Source organism: Sphingomonas sp., from assembly GCF_035998645.1.
Lineage (GTDB): Bacteria > Pseudomonadota > Alphaproteobacteria > Sphingomonadales > Sphingomonadaceae > Sphingomonas.
Genome location: NZ_DASYHL010000005.1, coordinates 974,125 through 999,135 on the forward strand (window position 1 = coordinate 974,125; position 25,011 = coordinate 999,135).

Below are 25,011 nucleotides of genomic sequence, written 5' to 3' on the forward strand. Positions count from 1 at the left end.
TGCGACGGCAATATGGTATTGCCGCCTCCACAGACTGGTTGCGGGGGCAGCTTATGGCGACTTTGGCTAACGACGCGGCGTTCGCGCGCACGCGCGATTCACGTTTCTTTGAAATCAGCGCAATCCTCATGGCGCTCATTCTGGTTTCCGGATTCAGCCTCCATTTGGCGATGGGGCGATCCAACTTCGGCGCGCCGCTGTTCGTCCATGTTCATGGCGTCATCTTCTTTGGCTGGGTGGTGCTCTATGTCGCCCAGACCTTTCTCGCGACACGCGGGTCGCTCGCACTGCACCGCCGGCTCGGCTGGCTCGCGGCTGGCTGGGTCGCGGCGATGGTGGTGGCCGGCTTTGCCGTCATCATCTGGCGCATCCAGTTGGCGCAGGCGCCCTTCTTCTTCCGCCCCCAGCATTTCCTGATCGCCAACCCGCTGGTCGTGCTGCTCTTCGCGGGCCTGACCAGCGCGGCTGTCGCGATGCGCAAGCGCACCGACTGGCACCGCCGCCTGCATCTATGCGCGATGGCGGCTTTGCTTGGACCCGGTTTCGGGCGGCTGTTGCCGATGCCGCTGATGATCCCCTGGTCCTATCAGATCGCGATGGTCTGCGGACTAGCCTTCCCGATTGCCGGAATGATCCGCGATCTGCGCCGCACCGGGCGCGTCCATCGCGCGTGGTTGTGGGGGATCGGAACGATCCTGGCGGTGATGGCGGGGACCGAGGCGATCGTCTATTCGCCGATCGGCGATGCGATCTATGGCTGGGTCACCGCAGGCACGCCCGGCGCAGCGGTTGCGCCGCTCGAGTTCGGCCCAATGCCGCCAATGGGTTGAACGGCGCGCGCGACAAGGCCATGTGAGGCCCGAATCAGAGGGCATCACGATGAACGCACGCACCGACCTGTCCGGCATCGACATTCGCGCCGAGATCGACCGCCTGCGCAAGGAGCGCAACGCGGTCATCCTCGCGCATTATTACCAGAAGCCGGAGATTCAGGACCTCGCCGATTTCGTCGGTGACAGCCTTGAACTGAGCCGCAAGGCAGCGGAAACCGATGCCGAAGTCATCGCATTCTGCGGCGTGCGCTTCATGGCCGAAACGGCCAAGATCCTGTCGCCCGACAAGACCGTGATCCTGCCCGACATGAACGCCGGGTGCAGCCTGGAAGACAGCTGCCCGCCCGACCAGTTCGCGGCCTTCCGCGCGCAGCATCCCGATCACATCGCGCTGACCTACATCAACTGCTCGGTCGAGGTGAAGGCGCTCAGCGACATCATCGTCACCAGCTCGTCGGCCGAAAAGATCCTGAGCCAAATCCCGCCGGAGCAGAAGATCATCTTCGGCCCCGACAAGCATCTCGGCGGCTATATCAACCGCAAGATGGGCCGCGACATGCTGCTGTGGCCGGGCGTGTGCATCGTGCATGAAGCGTTCAGCGAAACCGAGCTGCTCAAGCTCAAGGCGCAGCACCCGAGCGCCCCGGTCGCGGCGCACCCCGAATGCCCGCCGCACGTGCTCGACCATGCCGATTATGTCGGATCGACCAGCGGCATCCTGCAATATGCCAAGGACTTCGACGGCGACACGCTGATCGTCGCGACCGAACCGCACATCATCCACCAGATGGAAAAGGCGGTGCCGGAAAAGACCTTCATCGGCGCGCCCGGTGCGGACGGCAACTGCAACTGCAACATCTGCCCGTACATGGCACTCAACACGCTGGAAAAGCTCTACGTGGCGCTGCGCGACCTCGAACCGCGGATCGAGATTGCCGAGGATATCCGGTTGAAGGCCAAGACGAGCCTTGACCGGATGCTGGCAATGGCGAGCGGCACGGTGGGATTGGGCGACCTGGGGCCACTACGCGTGACGGGGGATTGAGGGCGACCACAGCTGTGATAGGATAGGCGCATGACGGCGCAGGACATCTCCCCTCCTCCTGGCAAGTATCGACTCACGGTCGATGACTATCTCACGCTGTTTGAGGCAGGTGCCTTTGAGGGCTTGCGGACCGAACTGATCGAGGGGGACATCATCGTCATGAGTCCGCAATACCGTCCCCACGGCGTTATCAAAATGGGGTTGTACGACGCGCTTCGGGACAGGCTGAAGGAACTCGGCTCTCCCCTGACGCCGTTGGTGGAGGTCAGCCTTGCTCTTGACGAGCATAGCCTGCCGGATCCGGATCTGCTGCTGACCAGCGAGCCGCGCGGAGCCGGGCCAGTCCCGCTTTCGTCAGTGGGGCTGGTCATCGAGGTTGCTGCCTCTTCCCGTGCAAAGGATATGGGTGCCAAGGTTGCGCTCTATGCCCGTCACGAAGTTCCGGAATATTGGGTCGTCGACGTCACCGACCGGGTGATCCACCAGATGTGGTCGCCCGCCGAAGGCAGCTATGCCGAGCAGCGTGAGACCGCCTTTGGCTCGGCAATCACCGCCGCCACCATCCCCGGATTGACGGTCGAGACCGCAACCCTCTGACGCCCCTCACCGCCAGTCGCGGTGGACCGTCAGCGCGGGCGAATAGAAGTTCACATATTGCGCCATCCGTGGCCGCGTCGCGCGGTTGGGGCTGGCGCCGTGCGGCAGGTCCTGGCGCCAGATCACTAGATCCCCCGCCCCCGCCGCGATCGGCATCGCTTGCGGGTCGAGGTGAACCATGCGCGGGTCGGTATCGCCAATCTCCTGCAGCCACGCATCGAGCCGGTGGTGGAAGCCGGGGAGCAGCGCGAACGCCCCCTGATCCGCGGCGGTGTCAGTCAGATACAGAATGCCTTGCGTCGCAAACGGAATCGGCCGGGCGAGGCTGACGTCCCAGTGCATCTTCGGCCCCTGAAACGGCCGGCCCGGTATCTCGGGCGGATTGAAGCTCATCCGGTCGACGATGCACCACAGGTCGCTGGTGCCCCAGAGCTGCGCAAACGCCTTGTGGACGCGCGGCGAGCGGCGCGCGATTTCCAGCGCAGGGTCCTGAAAATGCTGGACCATGATGCCGTTGAGGTCCTGGCCGTACCAGCTCTCCGGTCGCGCCGGATCGGCGTCCAGCAACCGCCACAGCAACGCCTCGACCTGCGCCGCCTCGTCGCGCGCAATCGCACCGCGCAGCGTCACCCAGCCCTCGCGTTCCCAATGCTCAAGATCCTCGGCATCCAGCACATCGGGCATCGCGTCGATCGCATCGAGCCGCGCCTGAACCTCTTCAGGCAGCGGCGCGCCGTCCAGCGCCGCATGGTAGCGCGCCACCGTCAGCGGATCTGGCCGCCCGGCCGTCGCAATCACCCATTCCTCGAAAGCAGCCAGCTCGGGCCGCTCCCAGCCCAGATACTGGATCAACTGCTCAAGCCCCAGTCCGAGCGTGTCGATCAGCATCCGCTCACTCTGGTCGCGCCGAACCTCGCGCGGCGCGCGGAACGTCAGCTCCGCCCACAGCGTCTCGAAACCACGGATATCGCGAAGGCTGGAATAGGTCTGCATCGCCGCCACCCTTTCGGGCGCAGCGATGCAGGTCAATGGGGCAATTACCGCGTCAGCTTCTTGTACGCCAACCGAGTAGGCCGATCCGCCGCATCGCCCAGACGACGCCGCTTGTCTTCCTCATACGCCTCGAAGTTCCCCTCGAACCATTCGACGTGCGAATTGCCCTCGAACGCCAGGATGTGCGTAGCGAGGCGATCGAGGAAGAAACGGTCGTGGCTGATGACCACAGCGCAGCCCGCGAAATTCTCGATCGCTTCTTCCAACGCGCCCAGCGTTTCGACGTCGAGGTCGTTGGTCGGTTCGTCGAGCAGCAGTACGTTGCCGCCCTTTTTCAGCATCTTGGCGATGTTGACGCGGTTGCGCTCACCGCCCGACAGCTTGCCGACATTCTTCTGCTGGTCCTGGCCCTTGAAGTTGAACGCACCGACATAGGCGCGGGTCGACTGGTCGTGGCCGTTGACCTTCATGTAATCGAGCCCGTCGGAGATTTCCTCCCAGACATTGTTGGCCGGATTGAGGTGGTCGCGGCTCTGATCGACATAGCCGAGGCGGACCGTGGTCCCCATCTCGATCGTGCCGCTATCGGGCGTTTCCTGCCCGGTGATCAGCTTGAACAGCGTCGACTTGCCCGCGCCGTTCGGCCCGATCACGCCGACGATGCCACCTGCGGGCAGCGTGAAGGACAGGTTCTCGAACAACAGCTTGTCGCCATAGGCCTTGGACACATTGTCGAGTTCGATCACCTTGCCGCCCAGCCGCTCGGGCACCTGGATGACGATCTGCGCCTTGCCCGGCGTGCGCTGCGACTGCGCTTCGACCAGCTGTTCGAACTTCGAGATACGCGCCTTGGACTTGGTCTGGCGGCCCTTCACGCCGGCGCGGATCCACTCCAGCTCGTCCTTGATCGCCTTCTGGCGACCGGTGGCCTCGCGGTCCTCCTGCTCGAGGCGCTTGGCCTTCTTTTCGAGATAGGTCGAGTAGTTGCCCTCGTACGGGAAATACTTTCCGCGATCGAGTTCGAGGATCCAATCCACCACATTGTCGAGGAAATAGCGGTCGTGGGTGATCATCAGCACCGCGCCGGCATATTCCTTCAGGTGGTTTTCCAGCCACTTTACGCTTTCGGCGTCGAGATGGTTGGTCGGTTCGTCAAGCAGCAGGATCGACGGCTTCTGGATCAGCAACCGGGTCAGCGCGACGCGGCGCTTCTCACCGCCCGACAGGCTGTCGACCGGCCAGTCACCCGGCGGGCAGCGCAGCGCTTCCATCGCGATTTCGAGCTGGTTGTCGAGGCTCCAGCCATCGACCGCGTCGATCTTGGTCTGAAGATCGCCCATCTCTTCCATCAGCGCATCGAAATCGGTGTCGTCCTTGGGATCGCCCATTTCGGCGGAGATCGCGTTGAAGCGCTCGACCAGATCCGCGGTCTCGCGCGCGCCGTCCTTCACGTTCTCCAGCACCGACTTGCTCGGGTCGAGCTGCGGCTCCTGCTCCAGATAGCCGACGGTGATGTTCTCACCCGGCCAGGCTTCACCGGTGTAATCCTTGTCGATCCCCGCCATGATCTTGATCAGGGTCGACTTGCCCGCGCCGTTCGGGCCGACGATGCCGATCTTCGCGCCCTGATAGAATTGCAGGCTGATGTTGCTCAGCACCGGCTTTTGCGCGCCGGGGAAGGACTTGGTCATGTCCTTCATGACATATGCGTATTGGGCGGCCACTTGTGGTCTCCGTTCGATCGAACTGGTGGGTCGGGATTTGACGCGCGATGTAGCGATGGCGCGCCCTCAAGGCAATCAGCGCAGCCAGCGGACCATATCGGGATAGACAGGCGCCCCCCCCGGCGCGGTCAGCGCGCTGTGCGCCATGCCAGCTGCAACCAGTTCTGGCAGGCCGATATACAGGCCCATCGCATAAGTCTGCGCGAGGCCCGGACCGCCGCCTTTATAGCCCCCTTCATGGAACACGATTCCCGGATCGATGCCCAACTCGATCGCCGCGGCATAGGACCACGCCATCGCCGCCAGCTCCAGTGCGCTGTCGTCTGGCACTTCGCCACTCCGCGCCGCCGGCTCCAGCACCGCCAGATGCCCCGCTTCATGCAGGATATCGCCCGGCCATTGCAGGCGCGCGCGGTCCACCACGACGCCACCGCCCATGACCGTGACCGCTGGCAGGAACGAATCGCCTGCAACCACGTCCTCCGTCACCGGAATGCCGATGCCGCGCACGAATGCGATGATCCTATCAAACATCTCTGAATCGCCACTCATCGCCATGACCTACCCCAGTTTTTGTCGATCGGAAGGGGTTTCGGCCCATGACGAATGCGTTTCGCGACTTTAGGACGGCATGCATGACGCATCGCTTCACCCGCCTCGCCGCCGCGACCGCCCTGTTCGCGCTCCCCGCCACCGCCTTTGCCCAAGGGATGGACCCGGCCGCGCTGCGCGACGCCGCGCTCAAGGACGATCTGGCCTATGAGATTACCGAAGGGCTGACCACCGAAGTCGGCCCGCGCCTCGCCGGGACCGAGGCTGAAGCGCGGGCGCGCGCCTGGTCGCTCAAGAAGCTGGCTGCGCTCGGGTTCAAGAATGTCCGCAACGAACCGTTCCAGATGAAAACCTGGGTGCGCGGCGCTGAAACGCTTGAGGTGCTCGCCCCCTTCCCCCAGCCGCTCCACCTCACCGCGCTCGGCAATTCGGGCGCGACCAGCGGCAAGGGGCTTGAGGCGGAGATCGTCTATTTCGCCGACCTCGCCGCGCTCAACGCCGCGCCCGACGGCAGCCTCAAGGGCAAGATCGCCTTTGTCAGCCACGGCATGACCCGCACCCAGGACGGGTCGCAATATGGCGCGTTCGGTGCCGCCCGGCGCAGCGGGCCGACCGTCGCGGCACGCAAGGGCGCGGCGGCGATCCTGATCCGGTCCATCGGCACCGACTATCATCGCAACCCGCATACGGGCGTCACCAATTTCGCCGATGGCGTGACGCCGATCCCCGCCGCCGCGCTGTCGCTCCCCGATGCCGAGCAGCTCGAACGCATCGTCAAGCGCGGCCAGCCGGTGAAGGTCAAGCTGACCCTCACGCCCCGCCAGATCGGCACCACCGAATCGGGCAACGTCATCGCCGAAGTCCCCGGCAGCGATCCCACGGCTGGCATGGTCGTCGTCGCCTGCCACCTCGACAGCTGGGACCTCGGCACCGGTGCGTTCGACGACGCCACCGGCTGTGGCATCGTCGCTGCGGCAGCGAAGCGGATCATGGACGCGGGCACGCCGCGCCGCACGATCCGCATCCTGTGGGCCGGGGCCGAGGAAGTCGGCGTATTCGGCGGCAAGGCCTATTTCGACGCGCACAAGGACGAGAACCACGCCCTCGCCGCCGAATCGGACTTTGGCGCGGACCGCATCTGGCGCGTCGATTTCAAACTGCCCGACAGCGCCAAGGCGGTTGGCGATCGCGTCGCCACCGCGCTCGCGCCGCTGGGGATAAGTCGTGGTCGTGAGCGCGCGGGCGGAGGCGCGGACGTCGCTGCGCTGGTCGCGTCCGGAGTCGCTGGCATCGACCTGCAACAGGATGGCAGCCGCTATTTCGACCTCCACCACACCCCCGACGACACGCTCGACAAGGTCGATCCGGTTCAGCTGCGCCAGAACGTCGCGGCGTGGACGGCGATGCTTGCGGTCGTCGCGAACGCGCCTGAGGAAATCGGTCCGGTCAAGTGATGCGCTGCACCATTTCGGCTCGCCGCAAACCTTGCTGACAGATGAATTTCCATTGACGGACGCGTAACGGGCGCTATTCCGACTAACTCGCACGGCAATCGGGCCGGGGCGAACCGAAATAGCTTTGCTTGGGAGCAAACGAATGAAGAAGATTCTCATCGTCGCTGCCGCGACCGGCCTGATGTCGCTCGCTGCTTGCAACACGCCTGCCACGAACAACACCGCCGAGAACGTCGCTGCCGGCCTCGAAGAAGCTGCCGACAACATGGAAATGGTTGCTGACAACGCGACCAACGAAGTCGTCGAAGACGCAGCCGAGAACGCTGCTGACAACCTGGACGCAGCTGCCGACAACGTCGCTGGCTAATCCGGTTCGTTCTTCGCGGGCCCACGCGGTCCGGTAGAATTGAAAGGGCGTCCCTTCGGGGGCGCCCTTTTTTCTTGCCGGCTTCCCGCCGCCTTCCGTCGGCGACGAACGGCGGCGGATAGAAAGCCGGGCCCTTGCGCGCTATTCGGGCGCGGTCGCGTCGATCGGCGGCTGCCCCTTCATCGACCGGGCGACCGCCTCCGCCCGCTCCATCACGCGCAGCACATTGCCCTGCGCCAGCTTCGCCAGATCGGCATCGCTCCACCCGCGCCGCGCCAGTTCGGCGAACAGCAACGGATAGCTGTCGACACCCTTCATCTGCACCGGACCGGTGCCGCTGATCCCGTCATAATCGCCGCCGATGCCAACATGGTCGCGCCCGGCGATCTTTGCGACATGCTCGACATGGTCGGCAACGTGCGCGACGCTGACCACCGGTTCGGGGTTGGCCTTCTCCCACTCCGCCAGCACTGCGGGGGTCTGGCCGCCATAGAGATTCGCGGGCACGCCGCGTTCCTTCGCAAAGTCGGTGCGCTTGCGGTCCCACGCGCTCCACTCCTGCGACAGAAATCCGGGGTAGAAGGCGATCATCACCACCCCGCCATTCTTCGCGATCCCGCGCAGCAGCGCGTCGGGAACGTTGCGCGGCCGGTCCGTCACCGCACGCGCCGAGGAGTGCGATGCGATCACCGGCGCCTTCGAGACCTCGAACACCGCCGCCATTGTCGCGTCCGAGACATGGCTGACATCGACCAGCATCCCCAGCCGGTTCATCTCCGCGACCACCTGGCGTCCGAATGGGGACAGGCCGTTGGCGCGCGGTGCATCGGTCGACGAATCCGCCCAGCTCAGGCTCTTGCCATGGGTCAGCGTCATGTATCCGACGCCCAGCTCATGGAACTGGCGCAGCACCGCCAGCCGCCCGTCAATCTGGTGCCCGCCTTCGACCCCGATCAGCGAAGCGACGCTGCCCTGCCGCGAAATGCGCCGCACATCGGCGGCCGTGCGCGCCATCGCAAAGTCCTGCGGGTAGCGATTGACGATCCGGCGGACGATGTCGATCTGCTCGATCGTCGCCTCCACCGCCTTCGGCCCGGTCATGCTCGCCGGGATATAGACCGACCAGAATTGCCCGCCGACCTTGCCCTTACGTAGCCGCGGGATGTCGGTCTGCAGCGGATTGTCCAGCGACGCCGTATCGGCACGCAGCTCAACCCCCTCAACCCGCGAGTCATGCGAACTGCGCAATTCCCATGGTAGGTCATTATGCCCGTCGATCACCGGCGCGCGAGACAACACCTTATCGACCCGCTTTTGCGTCGCGGCATCGGGTGCGGGGGGCAGCTGCGCCTGACCGGCGAGCAGCAGCAACGAAGCGAGGGTCAACATCGACATGGCCCAAGCCTAGCGCGGCGGGCCAGCGATGGAAGGGGTGATCGACTACCGGGTTGCGGCGACCGATCTTCCCGCTCAATCTGCGGCCTCGGCAATTATCTTGACGGAGCCCGTCGATGACGACCCCAAAGCTGCTTTCTGGAGGCAATCCCCAGATTGAAAAGGGCTATGGCGACGCCCCCGTCCGCGCCTATGTCGCCGCTGTCCCCGGCTGGAAACACGACGCAGCCGCACGCGTTGACGCGCTGGTCGAGCGGATTGTTCCCGGGGTGCAGCGCGCGATCAAGTGGAACTCGCCCTTCTACGGCCATGAGAAGGACATCTGGTTCTTCAGCTTCCACTGCTTCGAGCGCTATCTCAAGCTCACCTTCTTCCGCGGCCAGTCCCTCAACCCGGTCCCGCCCGAACCGTCGAAAAGCGGCGACACGCGCTATTTCCACATCCGCGAGGGCGACGATTTTGAGGACCAGTTGGCCGACTGGATCGCGCAGGCGAGCAAACTGCCTGGGGAGAAATTGTAACGGAGAACGCCCGCTGCCGATAAGGCGGCATTGGGCAACTGCAGCGGAACCGGATCTAGAGCCGCTCCACCGCGCGTTCGATCTTGCGCAGCACCGCGCGGTCGCCCGCAGGTGCATCCGCCGCATCCTGCGCCAGCGCCATCAGCCGGATCGCGCCAAAGCTCGCCGCCAGCCCCTTGAGCCGCAGCGCGGCACCGCGCCACGCCTCAGGATCATCGGCCTTGGCCAACCCGTCCAGCGCGCGTTTCGCGCTTTCGAGGAACGCCCCGCGAAGCTCCGCGATCAGCCCGGGCTCATCGCCCACCGCCGCCGCCAGAGTCGCATCGATTGCACCGGGATCATACGCCATGCCCGACCCTAGATTCCGCGTGCTTAATGAGTGGTTTCACAATGCTAGGCGGCGATGGGGCGATTGTGCTAAACCGGGACAATGAACGGGGGAACGAACAAGATCGGACCGCGTCCGCTTGACGACGAGGACGACGAACTGCTGCTCGTCGAAGAGGCGGGTGAGCCCTTGGCAGCCGCGCCCGAAACGGCGCTTCAGGCCGACGAGGAGCCGCCGCGCGTGCGCAGCGCATGGCTCCCCGCAACCTTCGCGTTCGCGCTGGTGCTGGCGTGGATCGGTGTCGCCGGCTGGTTGCTCCAGCCGGTCTTCACCGCCCCGCCCCCGCCCGCTGACCTCATCCAGCTGATCGCAGCATTGTGCATCCCGCCCGCGCTGATCGGCATCCTGTGGCTGCTCCTCCGCCGCAGCAGCGCCGCCGAGGCACGCCGGTTCGGCGACACCGCCCGCGCGATGCGTGCCGAAGCCGCGAGCCTGGAACGCGTCGTCGCCACCCTGTCGCGCAAGATCGAAGCGAACCGCGCCGAACTCGCCGACCAGACCACTGCGCTGATGGCGATGGGCGACCGCGCCGCCGAACGGCTTCAGGCAATCTCCAACGGCATGGCCGCCGAGGCGCGCGCCGTGTCCGATAGCGCCCAGAAGCTGGTCGACAGCAGCGCGTCCGCCGAAAAGAGTGTCGGCATCGTCCTCGCCTCGCTGCCGCGCGCGCATGAGGAAATGACCGGCATGGCCGCGACGCTCGATGCGGCGGGCATGAAGGCCAGCGAACATGCCTCGGCGCTCGATGCGCAGCTCGTCGCGCTCGGAGAGCGCGGGCGCGAGGCGGACAGCATCGCGGGCGGCGCGGCCCAGCGCCTCGCTGCACACATCTCCCGGATGGAAGCGACCAGCGAATCCGCCGGCACCCGGCTTGAGGGCGTCGCGGCCAGCATGTCCGAGACCGTGGACGCGATGCTCGACCGCGCCGCCGCTGCGGTGGACGAGGCGCGTAAGGGCATCGCCGCGCAGGGCGAAGCGATGCTCGCCATGCTCGCCGCCAATCAGGCCTCACTCGACAAGGCCGGGCGCGACAGCATCGACACCGTCGGCACCCGCATCGGCGAGGTCGAAGAGACGATCGGCCGCATCGCCGACCGGCTGGGCGAGGAACAGACGCGAGTCGATATCCTGCTCGCCTCGGTCACCGGCGGCATCGCCCAGGCCGATGGCCAGCTGGCCTCGCTGCACAGCCACGGGATGGAGCGCACGCAGGCGCTGTCCGCCTCGATCAGCGCGCTCGACAGTTCGGCCAATGCGATGGCCGCGACGCTGCGCGATGGCGACGAAACCGCGCGCCGCGTGATCGCGACCGCCGAGGAACTGCTCACGGCGCTGGATGCCTCCGCCCGCGAGATGGACGAAACGATGCCCGAGGCGCTGGTGCGGTTGGAGCAGCGGATCGGGGCGACGCGTGGCGTCATCGCCGCGTCCAAGCCCGAACTGCTCGCGCTCGTCACTGCCGCCGAAAGCACGCATGACGCGATCGAGGCGATTGCCGATGTCGTCCGCACCCAGCGCGACATGCTCGCCAAGACCCAGGCGGCATTGCTCGATTCGCTTGAGGACGGTCAGGCCAAGACCAGCCAGCTTGAGGATGTGGTCGACCGCGCCATCGCCAATGCCCGCCGCTTCGCCGAAGAAGCCGCGCCCGAGCTGGTCGACGCGCTGCTCCGCATCCGCGAAACCGCCAACGCCGCGTCGGATCAGGCCCGCGTCGCACTCGCCAGCCTTGTCCCCGAAGCCACCCGCCAGCTCGAAGAGGCCGGCTCCGCCGCGCTACGCCGCGCGCTCGACGCCAGCGTCCGCACCCAGCTGATCGAACTGGGCGAAGTGACCCAGGGTGCGGTCAACGCCGCCGCCCGCGCCAGCGAGCGACTCGCGCATCAGATGCTGTCGATCAACGACGCCTCGGCGCAGGTCGAGGCCCGCATCGACGAAGCGCGCGCCGAGCGCGAAAACGCCGACCGCGACAATTTCGCGCGCCGCGTGTCGCTGCTGGTCGAAGCGCTCAACTCGGCCTCGATCGATATCTCAAAGGCGTTCGCGCACGAAGTGTCGGACAGCGCCTGGGCCGCATATCTCAAGGGCGACCGCGGCGTCTTTACCCGCCGCGCCGTCCGCCTGCTCGACAGCGGTCAGGCACGCGAAGTGTCGTCGCTGTACGAAGGCGACCCCGACTTCCGCGAGCAGGTGAACCGATACATCCATGATTTCGAAGCGATGCTGCGTCAGGTCCTCGCCCTGCGCGACGGCGCCCCGCTGGGCGTGACGTTGCTTTCGTCGGACATGGGCAAGCTCTACGTCGCGCTCGCACAGGCGATCGAACGGCTGCGGGGGTAACGCCTCTCGGATACGCCCCAACAGCCGTTTGCCCTGAGCTTGTCGAAGGGCCGATCCAGACAGCGGTGGATGTCGCCCTTCGACAAGCTCAGGGCAAACGGACGGCACCCTACTCCCTCACCGCCGCCTGCACCTTCATCGCAAACGCCATCCGCGCCGCCGACAAATCGCGATCGCTCGCACGCGGCCAGGCAGCGCTGGTCACCATCACCAGCTTATTCGCCGGATCGACGATGATCGACTGCCCGAAAATGCCCTGCGCCGCGAAGATACCGCCGGCCGGCACCCACCATTGATAGCCATAGCCGCCGCCGGGAAAGCTCAACTGCGCCTTGGTCGCGTCCGCAAACCAACCGGCCGGCACGATGCCCTTGCCGCCCTCCAGCGCCATCTGGCCGATGCGCCCGTAATCGCGCAGCGACACCGACAGGCAGCATCCCGACACTTCCGCGCCGGTCTGGTCGGTCATCCAGAACGCATCGCGCTCCATGCCATAGGGCTTCCAGATCTTCTCTTCGAGATAGGCCGACAGCGACTTGCCCGTCGCGCGGCGCACCAGCACGCCGATCAGATTGGTCTCGCCGGTCTTGTAGACGAACTTGACCCCCGGATCGCTCTCGCGCGGCAGCTTGCGCATGTAGAAGACAGTCGGGTCCACCCCTGCCGGCACCGCCTCGGCGAACATCCGCGCCACGTCGCTATTGGGGTTGGTGTAATCCTCGTTCCACTTGACCCCCGACGTCATCGTAAGCAGCTGTCGGATCGACACCCCGTCATAGCCGGCACCGCCCAGATCGGGGATGTAGCGCGTCACCGGATCGTCGATCGACTTGATATACCCGTCCTTGATCGCCGCCCCGACCAGCGTCGACGTCACCGACTTGGCCACCGAAAAGCTCGTCCAGCGCCCCTCCGGCCCATAGCCGCGCGCGTAGCGTTCCAAGCGCACCTTGCCATCCTGCAGCACCAGCAGCCCGGTCATATTCTGCGCCGCCATGAACGCAGAGACGTCGGCCTCGGCGATCGGCAGCGGCGCGCCCTTGGGCAGCGCGCGGACCTTGCGCCCGGCCTTGGCGGTGGTGCCGGGGAAGATTGTCTCCATCGCCGGGAAGTTGCGGTACCGTTCCTCCTGCGACCAGAACAGCACGGCGGCACCGACTTGGCGCAGCTTCGCCACATCCTGCGGCGCGGCGGCCTGGACTGCAGGCCGCGGCGTCCCCGCACCAGTTGCGCAGCCCGCCAATGCCAGCGCGCCCAGCGCTACTCCCCATGCCCGCATCATCGCTCTCCCTAATCTCTTATCAGCGTGACCTGCGCGACATGGATGCCCCCGCCGCGAAACCCGCCTTCGCAATACATCAGGTAATAGCGCCACAGATCAACGAAATGGGAATCAAATTCGGCGGGCAGCCGCCGCTCCGCCACCGCCGCATCGAACGCCTCGCGCCATTTCTTCAGCGTGTCGGCATAATCGATCCCGAAATTCTGCTGATCGCTCCAGCGCAATCCCTGCGCCTGCGCAATCGCGCGGAACCTGCTTTCTGAGAGCAGCATCCCGCCCGGAAACACATAGGCCTGAATGAAATCGACGTTGCGCGCATAAGCGCCGAAGATCGCGTCGTCGATCGCGATATACTGGATCGCCGCGCGTCCGCCGGGCTTCAGCACCCGCGCGATCGTCGCCAGATAGGCGGGCCAGTAATCCTGCCCCACCGCTTCGACCATCTCGATGCTCGCCACCGCATCAAACACGCCCGTCACGTCACGATAGTCGGTCAGGCCAACCGTGACCCCCGCCAGCCCCGCCCGCGCCATCCGCGTCTCGACATAGGCCTTCTGCTCCGCCGACAGCGTGATGCCATGCACCTGTCGCCCGCCGCGCGCGGCGAGTTCGGCGAACGATCCCCAGCCGCAGCCGATCTCGAGGATGCGATCCCCCGGCGCCGCCCCGGTCCGCTCCAGCACCGCCCCCAGCTTCGCCGCCTGGCCCTCCGTCAGCGACGCCACGCCGGGCGTGAACAACGCGCTCGAATAGGTCATGCTCGCGTCCAGCCACGGCGCGTAGAAATCGTTCCCCAGATCGTAATGATAGGCGATGTTGCGCCGCGAACCGGTCCGCGAATTGCGCTGGAACCAGTGCCACGCGCGCTTGGCGATCCGCCCCACGCCCCCTGCCCGCCCGGCATCGCCCAGCGTCGCGCGGTTTCGCACGAACAGGTCGAACAGCGGCACCGGGTCTGGGCTGGTCCACTCGCCCGCCGCCCATGCCTCATACCAGCCCGCCGAGCCACCCGTGGCCAGCCGCCACAGTGCGCGCCAGCTGCGGATCACCACCACCGCCTCCGGCCCCGGCGCCCGCCCGCCCAGCCGCCGCTGCATGCCGCCCGGCAAGGTCGCCGCAATCGCGCCCTCCGCCAGCCCCGCATCGATCCGGTCGAGCAGGCGGTGGAGCCACGGCTCGGCAACGCCCGCAATCAGCGCGCTCGCGGTGCCACGGAGGTTCGATCCGTCACGACGGCCACGGTTGCGGGTACTGGTCTGGGTCACGCGCGCAACAACCATGCGAACCGCGAGTCGGGCAAGGTGCAATTGGTCGCGAAATCCTCCCCCGCCAGGGGGAGGTGGCGCCGAAGGCGACGGAGGGGGAGGACGGCTGTGCGCTTTAGCCTCTAGCCGACGTGCTTCCTCCCCCTCCGTCAGCTACGCTGCCACCTCCCCCTGGCGGGGGAGGATAACTGGCTTTTAAATCCCCCGCACCGCCGCCAGCGCCCGCTCGCGCGCCTCGCGGTGCCCGATGATCTTGCGCGGATAGTCGCTCGGCCGCCGGCCATGCTCCTCGGGATCGTGGATCACATTGTCGTGCAGCTGCGCCAGCTCCGGCACCCACTCACGAATATAGCCCGCCGCATCGAACTTCTCCGACTGCGACAGTGGCGCCATGATCCGCACGAACATGTTGGAATCGATCCCCGTCCCCGACACCCATTGCCAATTGACCGCATTGCTCGCGTTATCGGCATCGACCAGCGTATCCCAGAACCAGCGCTCCCCCTCGCGCCAGTCGATCAGCAGATGCTTGATCAGGAAGCTCGCCGCGATCATCCGCACGCGATTGTGCATCCACCCGGTCGCCCACAGCTGCCGCATCCCGGCATCGACGATCGGATATCCGGTCCGCCCCTTGGTCCACGCGTCGAAATCCGCGCGGACTGCGGGAGACCCGGTGTCACGCCACGGGATCGCGTCGAACTTTTCCCGCGCATTCTTCGCGGCATAATCGGGGAATTGCAGGATCACATTCTGCGCATAGTCGCGCCACCCGATCTCGCTCAGGAACACATCGACCGACCCGCCCGCATCAGCCACGCGGTGCCAGATGGTGGCCGGCGACACCTCGCCGAAATGCAGATGCGGGCTGAGCCGCGAGCTGCCCTCGATCGAGGGCAGGTTGCGCGTGCGGTCGTAGTCCGCCGCCTTGTCGACAAACGCATCGACCCGCTTGCGCGCACCCGCCTCGCCCGGCTCCCAATCGGCAAAGCCCGTCGCCCAGTCGGGCTTGGTCGGCAGCAGCCCCCAATCCTCCAGCCGATCCGACTTGGGCCAGCTGGACGGCGCGGGAATGTCGCGCGGCCGGTTCGCCGGAGCAGCCGGCGGCATCCGCTGCTGCAACGCGCGCCAGAACGGCGTGAAAATCTTGTACGGCTCGCCCGCCCCGGTCGTCACCGATCCCGGCGGCGCGAGGTAATTGCCGTCATGGCAGATCAGCTCCAACCGCTTGGCCACCGCCCGCTCGGCATTCCGCCACCACGGCTCGTAATGGCGCAGGCAATGCACGCGCCGCGTCCCGACTCCCTCGGCCAGCGCCGCCAGTACGTCGTCCGACTTGCCCCGCTTCAGGATCAGCCGCGCCCCCTTCTCCCGCAGCGCCGCGTCCAGGCTGGCCAGGCTATGATGCAGCCACCAGCGCGACGCCCCACCCATCGCGCGATGCTTCGGCGTCTCGTCGTCGAGGATATAGACCGGAACCACCGGTCCCTCCCCCGCCGCAGCAATCAGCGCCGCTTGATCCGACAGTCTCAGGTCACGGCGAAACCACAGGATGCTCGTCATTCAGTTTCCCTGTCGGGCGGGATGCGGACGCTGAATCGTCCGCGCGCCAGTTCGTTGCCGAACCGCTGATCCCCGATCACGATGCTGCCGTCACCCTGTCTCTCGGTGTAGGGCATGCGCGACCAGAACAGGAATGCGCGCACCTCAGGATCGCGCGCCGCCGCCGCCGCGATGCGCGGATCGTCCATCCCGATCGGCAGCGGCCCGCGCTCCGGCTCGGCGAACAGGCTGGGCAATACTCCGCCGGTCAGGTTCAGCGACCCGCTCCCGCGCTGTCCCTCACCACGCCACAAAGTCTCGCGCTGCCAGAAGGCAATCGGCATCGGGTTGGCGACGACCAGTTCGGGCGTGATGCCATAGTCGGCCCGCACCCGCTCCGCCGTCCGCGTCTCGGCAAGGCCCGTCAGCACGCCATTGACCAGAATATAGGCGCTGACCGCCGCTACCACGATCCCGCCGCGCCACCGCCAGTCGCCCCCGCGCCGCTCGGCCCGGCGCGACCACAGGAACCCGCCGATCAGCATCGCCCACATCCACACATCGATGATGAAGATGCTGTCGCCATAGAACCAACGCGACGAAAACGGCTCAAGCAGCCGGATGCCATAGCTGTTCAGCCAGTCGAACGCCGGATGGCTCAGCGTCCCGATAAACGCCAGCAACAGCAAATGCCACGGCCGCACCGGCGCGCGCGCCTCTGGCCGCTTGCCCCGCCGCGCCTGCCACCGGTCGAACCCGACCACGATCGCTGTCAACAACACCGGCAGCACCAGCATCGCGATCGGCCCATGCGTCAGCCCGCGCCGCATCTCGAGCGACTGGATGCCATAAACGGTGCAGGCCGCGTCCAGATCGGGGATGTTCGCCGCGATGATCAGCGTCGGCATGCCCAGGCCCGACAGCTTCTTGAGCCCCGCCTGCCCCAGCGCAGCGCCGATCATGCTGTGTGTCAGGTTGTCCATAAGGCAGGTGCCCTATGCGTCGCGCGGTTCCTTGTCGACCTGCCAGGTCTGGCCCTTGCTGACGAGCTTCTGCAGGTCCGCGACCTTGCCCTCGCTCGCCGCGCGGTTCTGCGCCACCACCGCGCTTTCGAACGTCGGCGCGGGATCGTCATAGATCACGCCCAGCGCCATCGGGAACGGCCCGAACGGCATCTCGACCAGCATGTGCGCCAGCCCGCGATTGGTCTGGTCGTGCACCACCACGCCCGACACATCGCCATCGACGATATCGACCACCTTCAGCGTCAGCCGCTCGACATCCAGCGCCAGCCCCTTGGTCCCGCCCGCAAATACCAGCGGCTTGCCATGCTCGACCCACAGCTGATGCCCGGCATTGGCCTTGTCCACGAACGACGCGAACACATCGGCGTTGTAGACGATGCAGTTCTGGAAAATCTCGACGAACGCCGCGCCCTTGTGCGCATGCGCCGCCTTGAGCACCGCAGGCAGGTTTTTGTTCACGTCGATCCCGCGCGCAATGAACCGCGCGCCGCTGCCCAGCGCGAAGGCGCACGGCTTGGCCGGGTGATCGACCGACCCGAATGGGGTGGAGGGCGATCGCGTCCCCTCACGGCTGGTCGGCGAATATTGCCCCTTGGTCAGGCCGTAAATCTCGTTGTTGAACAACAGGATCTGGCAATCGAGGTTACGGCGCAGCAGGTGCATCGTATGGTTGCCGCCAATGCTCAGGCCATCGCCATCCCCGGTGATGATCCACACATCCAGCTCGGGATTGGCCAGCTTCACCCCCGTCGCCACCGCCGGCGCGCGGCCGTGGATGGTGTGGAAGCCATAGGTCTCCATATAATAGGGGAAGCGCGACGAACATCCGATCCCGCTGACGAACACGGTGTTCTCCGGCGTCGCGCCGATCTCCGGCATCGTCCGCTGCACCGCCTTCAGGATCGCATAGTCACCGCAACCGGGACACCAGCGGACCTCCTGATCGGTCTCCCAATCCTTCGGCGTCGACGGGCGGATGGTGGTGATCTCGTTCATCGATCTTCCCTCAATTCGCCTCAGCCGGAGTGACTTGCGCAGCCATCTCGGCACCGCCCAGCAATTGTCTGCGAATGGCATCGAACACCCTGCGGCGGTCATCGACAGTGTAAATGCTCGCAACCACTGTCGTGCGCACGCTGCCATATTCGGCGACCCAAACCTGCTTAACGCCGTCTTTGGTCAGATAGTCGCCAAAATACGTGCGTGCATTCGGATGGGCAGGAACGTTGAACTTGCCCTCAAACAGCGTTTCGATCAGCCCGGCTCGCTCAGCCTCGCCCCGTCCGACCCGCGCCAGGTTACGCCAATCGGAGGGCTTGGCCGCGTCCGCAAACGCCACGGCAACGATCGGCGAATGGTTCGATCGGCCAAGATACACGAAGAGCGGTTCATCGCGATGATGCGCCCGTGTGCGCTCCAATCCTGCCAGCTGGTCTGGCAGGGCAGTCATCCGCGCTTCAGTGGGTCCGACAGCCTCTCCAGCGCCCGGCATCGGCGTCGGTGCGAAAGCACTCAGCAGCGCCAAAAACAGTGTCATGCCAGCGCCCCCTCGATCGCCGCCTCAATCTCATGGATCCGGAACGGCTGCCCCGACACCTTGTTCAACGGCCGCGCATCGACCAAAAACTGATCGCGCAGCACCGTCTTCAGCTGCCCGGTGTTCATCTCGGGCACGAGTACCTTGTCGTAACCCTTGAGCAAATCACCCAAATTTCCCGGCATCGGCCAGATATGGCGGATATGGATGTGGCTCACATCCAGCCCCTTGCGCCGCGCCCGTCGCACCGCCTGGGTGATCGGGCCATAGGTCGAACCCCAGCCGGCGACGACCAGCTTTCCGCCCGGCGCGCCCTGCTCCACCACCTGGTCCGGCACCGAAATCCCAGCCACCTTGTCGCGGCGGATATTGGTCATCGCCTGATGGTTGTCGGCCGAATAATCGAGGTTGCCGGTGTTCAGCTGCTTCTCGATCCCGCCGATGCGGTGGAGCAGGCCCGGCGTCCCCGGCTTGACCCATGGCCGCGCCAGTTTCTCGTCGCGCGCATAGGGCAAGAACTTCTCGCCCTCGGCCGGCGCATCGGTTTTGAACGTCACCGGGAACGGCGCATAGCCGCTCATGTCCGGCACTTTCCACGGCTCGGCGGCATTGGCGATATAGCCGTCGGTCAGGATCATCACCGGCGTCATATACTGCGTCGCGATCCGCACCGCCTCGATCGCCACGTCGAAGCAATCGGCGGCGGATCGCGATGCGACTACCGGCATCGGCGCATCGCCATTGCGGCCATAAACCGCTTGATACAGGTCCGACTGCTCGGTCTTGGTTGGCAGGCCGGTCGATGGCCCGCCACGCTGCGAATTGACGATGATCAGCGGCAGCTCGGTCATGATCGCCAGCCCCATCGCCTCGCCCTTCAGCGCGATGCCCGGCCCCGACGATGAGGTAACGCCCAGCTGCCCCGCATAGGATGCGCCCAGCGCCGACGCGATCGCCGCAATCTCGTCCTCCGCCTGGAAGGTGGTGACCCCGAACTCCTTCAACCGGCTGAGATAATGCAGGATCGCCGACGCCGGGGTGATCGGATAGCCGCCGAAGAACATCGGCAGTCCGGCCAGCTGTGCCCCCGCGACCAGCCCCATCGAAATCGCCTCGGCCCCCGTCACCGTGCGGTACAGCCCCGGCTCGACTGGTGCTGCGGGAACATGGACCTGCGCGATGCCGAGCGCGCCCAGCTCCGCCGTCTCGCCATAGGCGTGGCCGGCATTGAGCGCGGCGATATTGGCCTCGGCCAGCTCCGGCGCCTTGGCAAACTTGGTCTTGAGCCAGTCGATCAGCGGCCCGCGCTCACGGTCGAACATCCACAGCGCCAGCCCCAGCGTCCACATATTCTTGCAGCGCAGCGCCTCCTTGTTGCCCAAGCCAAACGGCTTCACGGCATCCAGCGTCAGCTGCGAGATATTGAGCTTGAGCAGCTGCCATTTGGCGAGGCTGTCGTCCTCCAGCGGGTTCGCCGCATATTTCGCCTTGTCCAGGTTGCGCTTGTTGAACTCGCCTTCGTCCGCGATGATCAGCCCACCGGGCTTCAAATCGCCGACATTGGTCTTGAGCGCCGCCGGGTTCATCGCGACCAGCACATCCGGCGCATCGCCCGCGGTCTCGATCGCCGCAGACCCGAAATTGATTTGAAAGGCGGAGACCCCGAACAACGTCCCCTGCGGCGCGCGGATCTCGGCGGGGAAGTCGGGGAAGGTGGCGAGATCATTGCCCGCCAGCGCGGTCGACAGGGTGAATTGCCCCCCGGTCAGCTGCATCCCGTCTCCGGAGTCGCCGGCAAATCGGACGACGACCGCCTCGGGTGGCGGATTGGCGGAAGCCTCTTCGGGCGTGACCTGATGGGCGGCAGTGGCCATTCAGTCTCTTCCTGCAATGTCCCACCCTCTTACGCCTCGGGGTGGGTTGCATGGAAGGTAGAAGGATGCCGGACGGTTGCAACCGGTTCTTTTAGGGGGTGCCGCCCAGCGCCAGGATCGACGCGACATGCCGCTCGGACACCTCCATCGCGTCCACGCCATAGCCCCCGCCCAGCGCACTCGCGAGCGGCAGGCCGCGCCGCCGCGCCAGCGTCGCGATCCATGAGTCGCGCACGATCAACCCTTCCAGGCTCAGCGCCAGTCGCCCCAGCCGGTCGCCCTCCCACGGGTCCACCCCGGCCTGATACAGCAGGATCGTCGGCTCGAACGCATCGACCAGCCCCGGCAAGGTCGTGGTCAGCGCGTCCATATAGCCCGCATCATCCACCGCATCGGGCAGCGCAACGTCGAGCGTCGATCGGCCTTTCCGCACCGGGAAGTTCTTGTCGGCATGAATCGAATAGGTCGCAATGTCGGTGCGCCCGGCGGTCAGCGCCGCGGTGCCATCGCCCTGATGCACATCGCAATCGACGATCAGCACCCGCTCGCCTTCTTCCGCCAGCCGGTGCGCGGCGATGGCGAGGTCGTTGAAGACGCAGAACCCTGCACCCGTCGCGTGCAGCGCATGATGGCTGCCCCCGGCGGTATTCGCGGCAAAGCCCCGCTGCTGCGCGATCTTCGCCGCCGCATAGGTGCCGCCCGGAACCGCCAGCGCCCGCGCCGCGACCTCCGGCGTCACCGGAAAGCCGATCCGCCGCTCCTTCTCGCGCGGCACGCGGCTCTCGATCACCTCGGCGACATAATCGGGATCATGCACCGCCTCGATCCAGTCGCGCGGCATCGGCGCGGGCTCATGCCAGTCCAGCGCATCCCCCAGATCGAGCAACAGGTCGCGAACCAGACCATTCTTGTTCCACTGATACTGGCTGCGCGCCGGGGCCGGCGCGACGTAAAGCGGATGGTGGACGACGGTGATGGTCGCCCGGCCACTCACGCTGCCAGCGTCTCCAGCGCCTCCTGCGCCTCCATCCACGTCACTTCCGCCGCCTCGATCGCCTTCACCACCGCGCCGCGCTGTTTCATCAACTCGGTCATGGTCAGCTTGGTGAACTCGGGCGCAGCGCTCGACGGGTCGAACATCGCCCGGTCGATCGCACTCAGCTTTTCCTGCAGCTTGGCCAGCTCCGCCTCCGCCGCCTTCGCGGCCTTGCGCATCGCATTGCCCTTTTCGCGCGCCTCGGCGGCCTCGCGCCGCGCATCCTTGCGGTTGCCGCCCTTGGCCGCGCCCTCGGCCTTGGGCTCCTTGGCCAGCACGAAGGCGATATAATCCTCGATGCTCCCGTCGAACGGCGTCGCAGTCCCGCCATCGACCAGCACCAGCCGGTCGGCGGTCATCTCGATCATGTGCCGGTCATGGCTGACGATCACGACACAGCCCTGATAGGCGGTCAGTGCCTGAATCAGCGCCTCTCGCGAGTCGACGTCGAGGTGGTTGGTCGGCTCGTCGAGGATCAGCATGTGCGGCGCGTCGCGCGTGATCAGCGCCAGCGCCAGCCGCGCGCGCTCGCCGCCCGACAGCTTGCCGACCTTGGTCATTGCCTTGTCGCCGGCAAAGCCGAACCGCCCGAGCTGGCCGCGCACCGCCGACGGCTTTTCGCCATCCATCAGCCGCTGCATATGGTCGAACGGCGTCTCGTCGCTGTGCAACTCCTCGACCTGATACTGGGTGAAATAGCCCACCCGCATCTTCGCCGACGCCGCCTTCTCGCCCTCGATCGGCGTCAGCTGCGCCGCCAGCAGCCGCGCCAGCGTCGTCTTGCCGTTGCCGTTGCGCCCGAGCAGCGCGATGCGATCGTCCGGATCGATCCGCAGGTTCAGCCGCGACAGGATCGGCGTTCCGTCATAGCCGACACTGGCATGATCGAGCGTGATCAGCGGCGGACGCAGCTGGTCGGGATCGGGAAAGCCGAACGCCAGCGTCGGATCGTCCATCACCGCCGCAATCGGCTGCATCTTCGCCAGCGCCTTGGCGCGCGACTGCGCCTGTTTGGCGGTCGATGCGCGGGCCGAGTTGCGCGCGACGAAATCCTGCAACTTCGCACGCTCGGTCAGCTGCTTTTCGCGCGCAGCCGCCTGCTGCGCCTGTCGCTCGGCGCGCTGCCGTTCGAACGCGTCATATCCGCCGGGATAAAGCGTCAGCTTGCCGCGCTCAAGGTGCAGGATATGGTCGACGACGTTGTTCAGGAAATCCCGCTCATGGCTGACGATCACGATCGTCGCGGGGTAGGAGATCAGGAAATCCTCAAGCCACAGCACCGCCTCAAGGTCGAGGTGGTTCGACGGCTCGTCGAGCAACAACAGGTCCGGCTGGCTGAACAGCAAAGCCGCCAGCGCAACGCGCATCCGCCACCCGCCCGAAAAACTGTCGAGCGGACGATGCTGCGCCTCCTCGTCAAACCCCAGCCCGACCAGAATCCGCGCCGCGCGCGATGGCGCGGTATAGGCGTCGATCGCCCCCAGCCGCTCGTGAATCTCGCCCAGCCGGTGCGGATCCTCAAGGCCCTCCGCCTCCGCCATCAGCGCCGCGCGCTCGACATCGGCTTCCAGCACCGTCTCGAACGGCGTCGTCTTGCCCGCCGGTGCCTCCTGCGCGACATAGCCCAGACGCGCGCCGCGCGGCATGTCGGCACTGCCCTCGTCCGGGTCGATCATCCCGGCAATGACCTTGACCAGCGTGGACTTGCCCGCGCCGTTGCGCCCGATCAGGCCGATGCGCCCCTTTGGCGGCAACGCCGCGCTCGCACGGTCGATGATAACGCGGCCACCAAGGCGCACGGTGATTCCGGAAAGATTCAACATGCGCGCCGCCTATCACCGCAGCGCAGCATTCGATAGCCCCCGCTCGATTGCCTACACGCCGCAAGGGGCAGTTACGACAACCGCCCCTCGAAATCCGCATAGCCGAACGACTTCACGATCCGCAGCTCGTCGCTCCGGCTATCCCACAGCGCGATGCTCGGCAGCGGCACGCCGTTGAAGGTCGTCGTCTTGACCATCGAATAATGCGCCTGATCGAGGAACGCGAAGCGCTGTCCCGGCACCGGCCATTCCGGAAAGCGGAAATCGCCGAGGATGTCGCCCGCAAGGCACGACGGCCCGCCCAGTCGCACCACCACATCGCCCTCCTCTCCCAGCATCGCGGGACGATAGGGCGCCTCGATCACATCGGGCATGTGGCAGGTGGCGGAGATATCGACCACGCCGATCGGCATGCCGTTGGTGAACACATCGACGAACTCGCCGACCAATATGCCGGTATCCAGCGCAATCGCCTCGCCCGGCTCCAGGATCACCTCGAGTCCAGTCTCATCGCGAACCTGCTTGAGGAAATCGACCAGCTCGTCGCGCTGGTAATCGGCGCGGGTGATATGATGCCCGCCGCCGAAATTGAGCCATTTCAGCTGACCCAGATACGGCGCGATCCGCGGCTTCAGCGCTTCCCAGGTTCGGCGCAGCGGTGGGAAATCCTGTTCGCACAGCGAATGGACATGGATGCCGTCCACGCCCTCCAGATGCTCGGCATGAAGCTGATCGGCGGGGAAGCCAAGCCGCGAATGCGGCTGGGCGGGGTCGTATTTCTGGACCTCACCCTCGCTGTGCATCGGGTTCAGGCGCAGCCCGACTTCGAACGTCTCACCCCGCGCCCGCGCCGCCGCCAGCTCGCTCTTCATCGCCACATGCTGGAACGGCGTGTTGAAGATCACATGATCGGAAATCGCGCAGATTTCGGCCATGTCCGACTTCTTGTAGCCCGAGCAATAGGTCGCAATCTCACCATGATAATGGTCCCGCGCGAGCCGCGATTCATATAGCCCCGAAGTCGCAACCCCGTCCAGATACCGCCCGACCAGATCGCCCAGCGACCACATCGAAAACGCCTTGAGCGCCAGCAGGATCTTCACCCCCGCGCGATCCCGCACATCCGCGATCGTCGCCAGATTGCGCTCCACCGCCGCAGCATCGACGACGAAGCACGGCGAGGGCACGCGGCTCAGGTCAAACCCGGCAAACGCGCCCGGATCGCCGGCCTTGGTGGACATCACGGGCGATGCTGCACGGGTTTCCATAAGCGACTCCAAAAAATCCTCCCCGGCACGGGGAGGGGAACCATGCGAAGCATGGTGGAGGGGGCCCGAGGCAAGGGCGTCCGGTGCCTCGGGCCCCCTCCACCACCGCCTTCGGCGGCGGTCCCCCTCCCCGTTCCGGGGAGGATTTGG

The 25,011-nt window shown here is 66.0% G+C and carries 22 protein-coding genes; 7 read left to right on the top strand and 15 right to left on the bottom strand.

Annotated features, from left to right (window positions below; translation table 11 throughout):
* The first annotated feature begins 53 nt into the window (after positions 1 to 53).
* From VGN66_RS18305 to VGN66_RS18315, 3 genes are read left to right on the top strand one after another with little or no spacing between them, the layout of a single operon-like run.
* The gene (locus VGN66_RS18305) at positions 54 to 830 is read left to right on the top strand and encodes a hypothetical protein (protein WP_327520204.1); all 777 of its coding nucleotides are present in this window, start codon (positions 54 to 56) and stop codon (positions 828 to 830) included.
* A 49-nt stretch (positions 831 to 879) separates the two neighbouring features.
* Complete coding sequence (nadA, locus tag VGN66_RS18310; protein ID WP_327520205.1) at positions 880 to 1,878, top strand: quinolinate synthase NadA; 999 nt, start codon at positions 880 to 882, stop codon at positions 1,876 to 1,878.
* 30 nt (positions 1,879 to 1,908) lie between these two features.
* Positions 1,909 to 2,475, top strand: coding sequence for a Uma2 family endonuclease (locus VGN66_RS18315; protein WP_327520206.1), 567 nt, complete (start codon positions 1,909 to 1,911; stop codon positions 2,473 to 2,475).
* Between the two features lie 6 nt (positions 2,476 to 2,481).
* Here the strand turns inward: VGN66_RS18315 and VGN66_RS18320 are convergent, their stop codons facing one another.
* From VGN66_RS18320 to VGN66_RS18330, 3 genes are all read right to left on the bottom strand, one after another.
* On the bottom strand, positions 2,482 to 3,468 hold the full coding sequence (locus VGN66_RS18320; RefSeq protein ID WP_327520207.1) for a phytanoyl-CoA dioxygenase family protein: 987 nt from the start codon (positions 3,466 to 3,468) through the stop codon (positions 2,482 to 2,484).
* A 44-nt stretch (positions 3,469 to 3,512) separates the two neighbouring features.
* A complete protein-coding gene (gene ettA, locus VGN66_RS18325; protein ID WP_327520208.1) occupies positions 3,513 to 5,192 on the bottom strand; it encodes an energy-dependent translational throttle protein EttA in 1,680 nt (559 codons plus the stop codon).
* Between the two features lie 75 nt (positions 5,193 to 5,267).
* On the bottom strand, positions 5,268 to 5,726 hold the full coding sequence (locus tag VGN66_RS18330; protein ID WP_327520209.1) for a hypothetical protein: 459 nt from the start codon (positions 5,724 to 5,726) through the stop codon (positions 5,268 to 5,270).
* A 101-nt stretch (positions 5,727 to 5,827) separates the two neighbouring features.
* Here VGN66_RS18330 and VGN66_RS18335 point away from each other — a divergent pair, with 101 nt between their 5' ends.
* Together VGN66_RS18335 and VGN66_RS18340 are read left to right on the top strand one after the other, a co-directional pair.
* Positions 5,828 to 7,198 (top strand): M28 family peptidase, encoded by a 1,371-nt coding sequence (locus VGN66_RS18335; RefSeq protein ID WP_327520210.1) that lies wholly within the window; start codon positions 5,828 to 5,830, stop codon positions 7,196 to 7,198.
* Positions 7,199 to 7,340: 142 nt separating this feature from the next.
* Positions 7,341 to 7,565: a hypothetical protein gene (locus tag VGN66_RS18340; RefSeq protein ID WP_327520211.1), complete on the top strand. Its 225-nt coding sequence runs from the start codon at positions 7,341 to 7,343 to the stop codon at positions 7,563 to 7,565.
* A 141-nt stretch (positions 7,566 to 7,706) separates the two neighbouring features.
* Here VGN66_RS18340 and VGN66_RS18345 read toward each other — a convergent pair whose 3' ends face one another.
* Complete coding sequence (locus VGN66_RS18345) at positions 7,707 to 8,960, bottom strand: dipeptidase (protein ID WP_327520212.1); 1,254 nt, start codon at positions 8,958 to 8,960, stop codon at positions 7,707 to 7,709.
* Between the two features lie 116 nt (positions 8,961 to 9,076).
* Here VGN66_RS18345 and VGN66_RS18350 point away from each other — a divergent pair, with 116 nt between their 5' ends.
* Positions 9,077 to 9,481 (top strand): DUF1801 domain-containing protein, encoded by a 405-nt coding sequence (locus VGN66_RS18350; RefSeq protein WP_327520213.1) that lies wholly within the window; start codon positions 9,077 to 9,079, stop codon positions 9,479 to 9,481.
* Between the two features lie 55 nt (positions 9,482 to 9,536).
* Here the strand turns inward: VGN66_RS18350 and VGN66_RS18355 are convergent, their stop codons facing one another.
* A complete protein-coding gene (locus tag VGN66_RS18355; RefSeq protein WP_224920791.1) occupies positions 9,537 to 9,830 on the bottom strand; it encodes an Hpt domain-containing protein in 294 nt (97 codons plus the stop codon).
* Between the two features lie 81 nt (positions 9,831 to 9,911).
* On the opposite strand from VGN66_RS18355, the gene VGN66_RS18360 reads away from it, so the two are divergent.
* Positions 9,912 to 12,209: a hypothetical protein gene (locus VGN66_RS18360; protein ID WP_327520214.1), complete on the top strand. Its 2,298-nt coding sequence runs from the start codon at positions 9,912 to 9,914 to the stop codon at positions 12,207 to 12,209.
* A gap of 109 nt (positions 12,210 to 12,318) precedes the next feature.
* Here the strand turns inward: VGN66_RS18360 and VGN66_RS18365 are convergent, their stop codons facing one another.
* The 10 genes from VGN66_RS18365 to VGN66_RS18410 form a co-directional block, all read right to left on the bottom strand.
* Positions 12,319 to 13,488 (bottom strand): serine hydrolase domain-containing protein, encoded by a 1,170-nt coding sequence (locus VGN66_RS18365; protein WP_327520215.1) that lies wholly within the window; start codon positions 13,486 to 13,488, stop codon positions 12,319 to 12,321.
* A gap of 11 nt (positions 13,489 to 13,499) precedes the next feature.
* Positions 13,500 to 14,684: a cyclopropane-fatty-acyl-phospholipid synthase family protein gene (locus tag VGN66_RS18370; protein ID WP_327520303.1), complete on the bottom strand. Its 1,185-nt coding sequence runs from the start codon at positions 14,682 to 14,684 to the stop codon at positions 13,500 to 13,502.
* A 267-nt stretch (positions 14,685 to 14,951) separates the two neighbouring features.
* Positions 14,952 to 16,319, bottom strand: a complete 1,368-nt coding sequence (locus tag VGN66_RS18375) for a deoxyribodipyrimidine photo-lyase (protein WP_327520216.1) — start codon at positions 16,317 to 16,319, stop codon at positions 14,952 to 14,954.
* On the bottom strand, positions 16,316 to 17,281 hold the full coding sequence (locus tag VGN66_RS18380; protein ID WP_327520217.1) for a metal-dependent hydrolase: 966 nt from the start codon (positions 17,279 to 17,281) through the stop codon (positions 16,316 to 16,318). Before VGN66_RS18380 ends, VGN66_RS18375 begins: the two co-directional genes overlap by 4 nt.
* A 12-nt stretch (positions 17,282 to 17,293) precedes the next feature.
* Positions 17,294 to 18,319, bottom strand: coding sequence for a 2-oxoacid:ferredoxin oxidoreductase subunit beta (locus tag VGN66_RS18385; protein WP_327520218.1), 1,026 nt, complete (start codon positions 18,317 to 18,319; stop codon positions 17,294 to 17,296).
* 10 nt (positions 18,320 to 18,329) lie between these two features.
* Positions 18,330 to 18,860, bottom strand: coding sequence for a hypothetical protein (locus VGN66_RS18390; RefSeq protein WP_327520219.1), 531 nt, complete (start codon positions 18,858 to 18,860; stop codon positions 18,330 to 18,332).
* The gene (locus VGN66_RS18395) at positions 18,857 to 20,734 is read right to left on the bottom strand and encodes a 2-oxoacid:acceptor oxidoreductase subunit alpha (protein ID WP_327520220.1); all 1,878 of its coding nucleotides are present in this window, start codon (positions 20,732 to 20,734) and stop codon (positions 18,857 to 18,859) included. The genes VGN66_RS18390 and VGN66_RS18395 overlap by 4 nt, the downstream gene beginning before the upstream one ends.
* 91 nt (positions 20,735 to 20,825) lie before the next feature.
* On the bottom strand, positions 20,826 to 21,728 hold the full coding sequence (locus VGN66_RS18400; RefSeq protein ID WP_327520221.1) for a histone deacetylase: 903 nt from the start codon (positions 21,726 to 21,728) through the stop codon (positions 20,826 to 20,828).
* Complete coding sequence (locus VGN66_RS18405) at positions 21,725 to 23,593, bottom strand: ABC-F family ATP-binding cassette domain-containing protein (protein WP_327520222.1); 1,869 nt, start codon at positions 23,591 to 23,593, stop codon at positions 21,725 to 21,727. Before VGN66_RS18405 ends, VGN66_RS18400 begins: the two co-directional genes overlap by 4 nt.
* Before the next feature lie 71 nt (positions 23,594 to 23,664).
* A complete protein-coding gene (locus VGN66_RS18410; RefSeq protein WP_327520304.1) occupies positions 23,665 to 24,834 on the bottom strand; it encodes a carboxynorspermidine decarboxylase in 1,170 nt (389 codons plus the stop codon).
* Positions 24,835 to 25,011: the final 177 nt, after the last annotated feature.

What these genes read in the sequence shown, in the direction of transcription:
- VGN66_RS18345 (WP_327520212.1), bottom strand. Translation starts at nt 8,960, where the DNA reads ATGTCGATGTTGACCCTCGCTTCGTTGCTGCTGCTCGCCGGTCAGGCG.
- VGN66_RS18360 (WP_327520214.1), top strand. Translation starts at nt 9,912, where the DNA reads ATGAACGGGGGAACGAACAAGATCGGACCGCGTCCGCTTGACGACGAG.
- VGN66_RS18410 (WP_327520304.1), bottom strand. Translation starts at nt 24,834, where the DNA reads ATGTCCACCAAGGCCGGCGATCCGGGCGCGTTTGCCGGGTTTGACCTG.
- VGN66_RS18305 (WP_327520204.1), top strand. Translation starts at nt 54, where the DNA reads ATGGCGACTTTGGCTAACGACGCGGCGTTCGCGCGCACGCGCGATTCA.
- VGN66_RS18350 (WP_327520213.1), top strand. Translation starts at nt 9,077, where the DNA reads ATGACGACCCCAAAGCTGCTTTCTGGAGGCAATCCCCAGATTGAAAAG.
- VGN66_RS18395 (WP_327520220.1), bottom strand. Translation starts at nt 20,734, where the DNA reads ATGGCCACTGCCGCCCATCAGGTCACGCCCGAAGAGGCTTCCGCCAAT.
- VGN66_RS18355 (WP_224920791.1), bottom strand. Translation starts at nt 9,830, where the DNA reads ATGGCGTATGATCCCGGTGCAATCGATGCGACTCTGGCGGCGGCGGTG.
- VGN66_RS18365 (WP_327520215.1), bottom strand. Translation starts at nt 13,488, where the DNA reads ATGCGGGCATGGGGAGTAGCGCTGGGCGCGCTGGCATTGGCGGGCTGC.
- VGN66_RS18380 (WP_327520217.1), bottom strand. Translation starts at nt 17,281, where the DNA reads ATGGACAACCTGACACACAGCATGATCGGCGCTGCGCTGGGGCAGGCG.
- VGN66_RS18375 (WP_327520216.1), bottom strand. Translation starts at nt 16,319, where the DNA reads ATGACGAGCATCCTGTGGTTTCGCCGTGACCTGAGACTGTCGGATCAA.
- VGN66_RS18330 (WP_327520209.1), bottom strand. Translation starts at nt 5,726, where the DNA reads ATGTTTGATAGGATCATCGCATTCGTGCGCGGCATCGGCATTCCGGTG.
- VGN66_RS18340 (WP_327520211.1), top strand. Translation starts at nt 7,341, where the DNA reads ATGAAGAAGATTCTCATCGTCGCTGCCGCGACCGGCCTGATGTCGCTC.
- VGN66_RS18385 (WP_327520218.1), bottom strand. Translation starts at nt 18,319, where the DNA reads ATGAACGAGATCACCACCATCCGCCCGTCGACGCCGAAGGATTGGGAG.
- VGN66_RS18335 (WP_327520210.1), top strand. Translation starts at nt 5,828, where the DNA reads ATGACGCATCGCTTCACCCGCCTCGCCGCCGCGACCGCCCTGTTCGCG.
- VGN66_RS18315 (WP_327520206.1), top strand. Translation starts at nt 1,909, where the DNA reads ATGACGGCGCAGGACATCTCCCCTCCTCCTGGCAAGTATCGACTCACG.
- VGN66_RS18390 (WP_327520219.1), bottom strand. Translation starts at nt 18,860, where the DNA reads ATGACACTGTTTTTGGCGCTGCTGAGTGCTTTCGCACCGACGCCGATG.
- VGN66_RS18405 (WP_327520222.1), bottom strand. Translation starts at nt 23,593, where the DNA reads ATGTTGAATCTTTCCGGAATCACCGTGCGCCTTGGTGGCCGCGTTATC.
- nadA (WP_327520205.1), top strand. Translation starts at nt 880, where the DNA reads ATGAACGCACGCACCGACCTGTCCGGCATCGACATTCGCGCCGAGATC.
- VGN66_RS18320 (WP_327520207.1), bottom strand. Translation starts at nt 3,468, where the DNA reads ATGCAGACCTATTCCAGCCTTCGCGATATCCGTGGTTTCGAGACGCTG.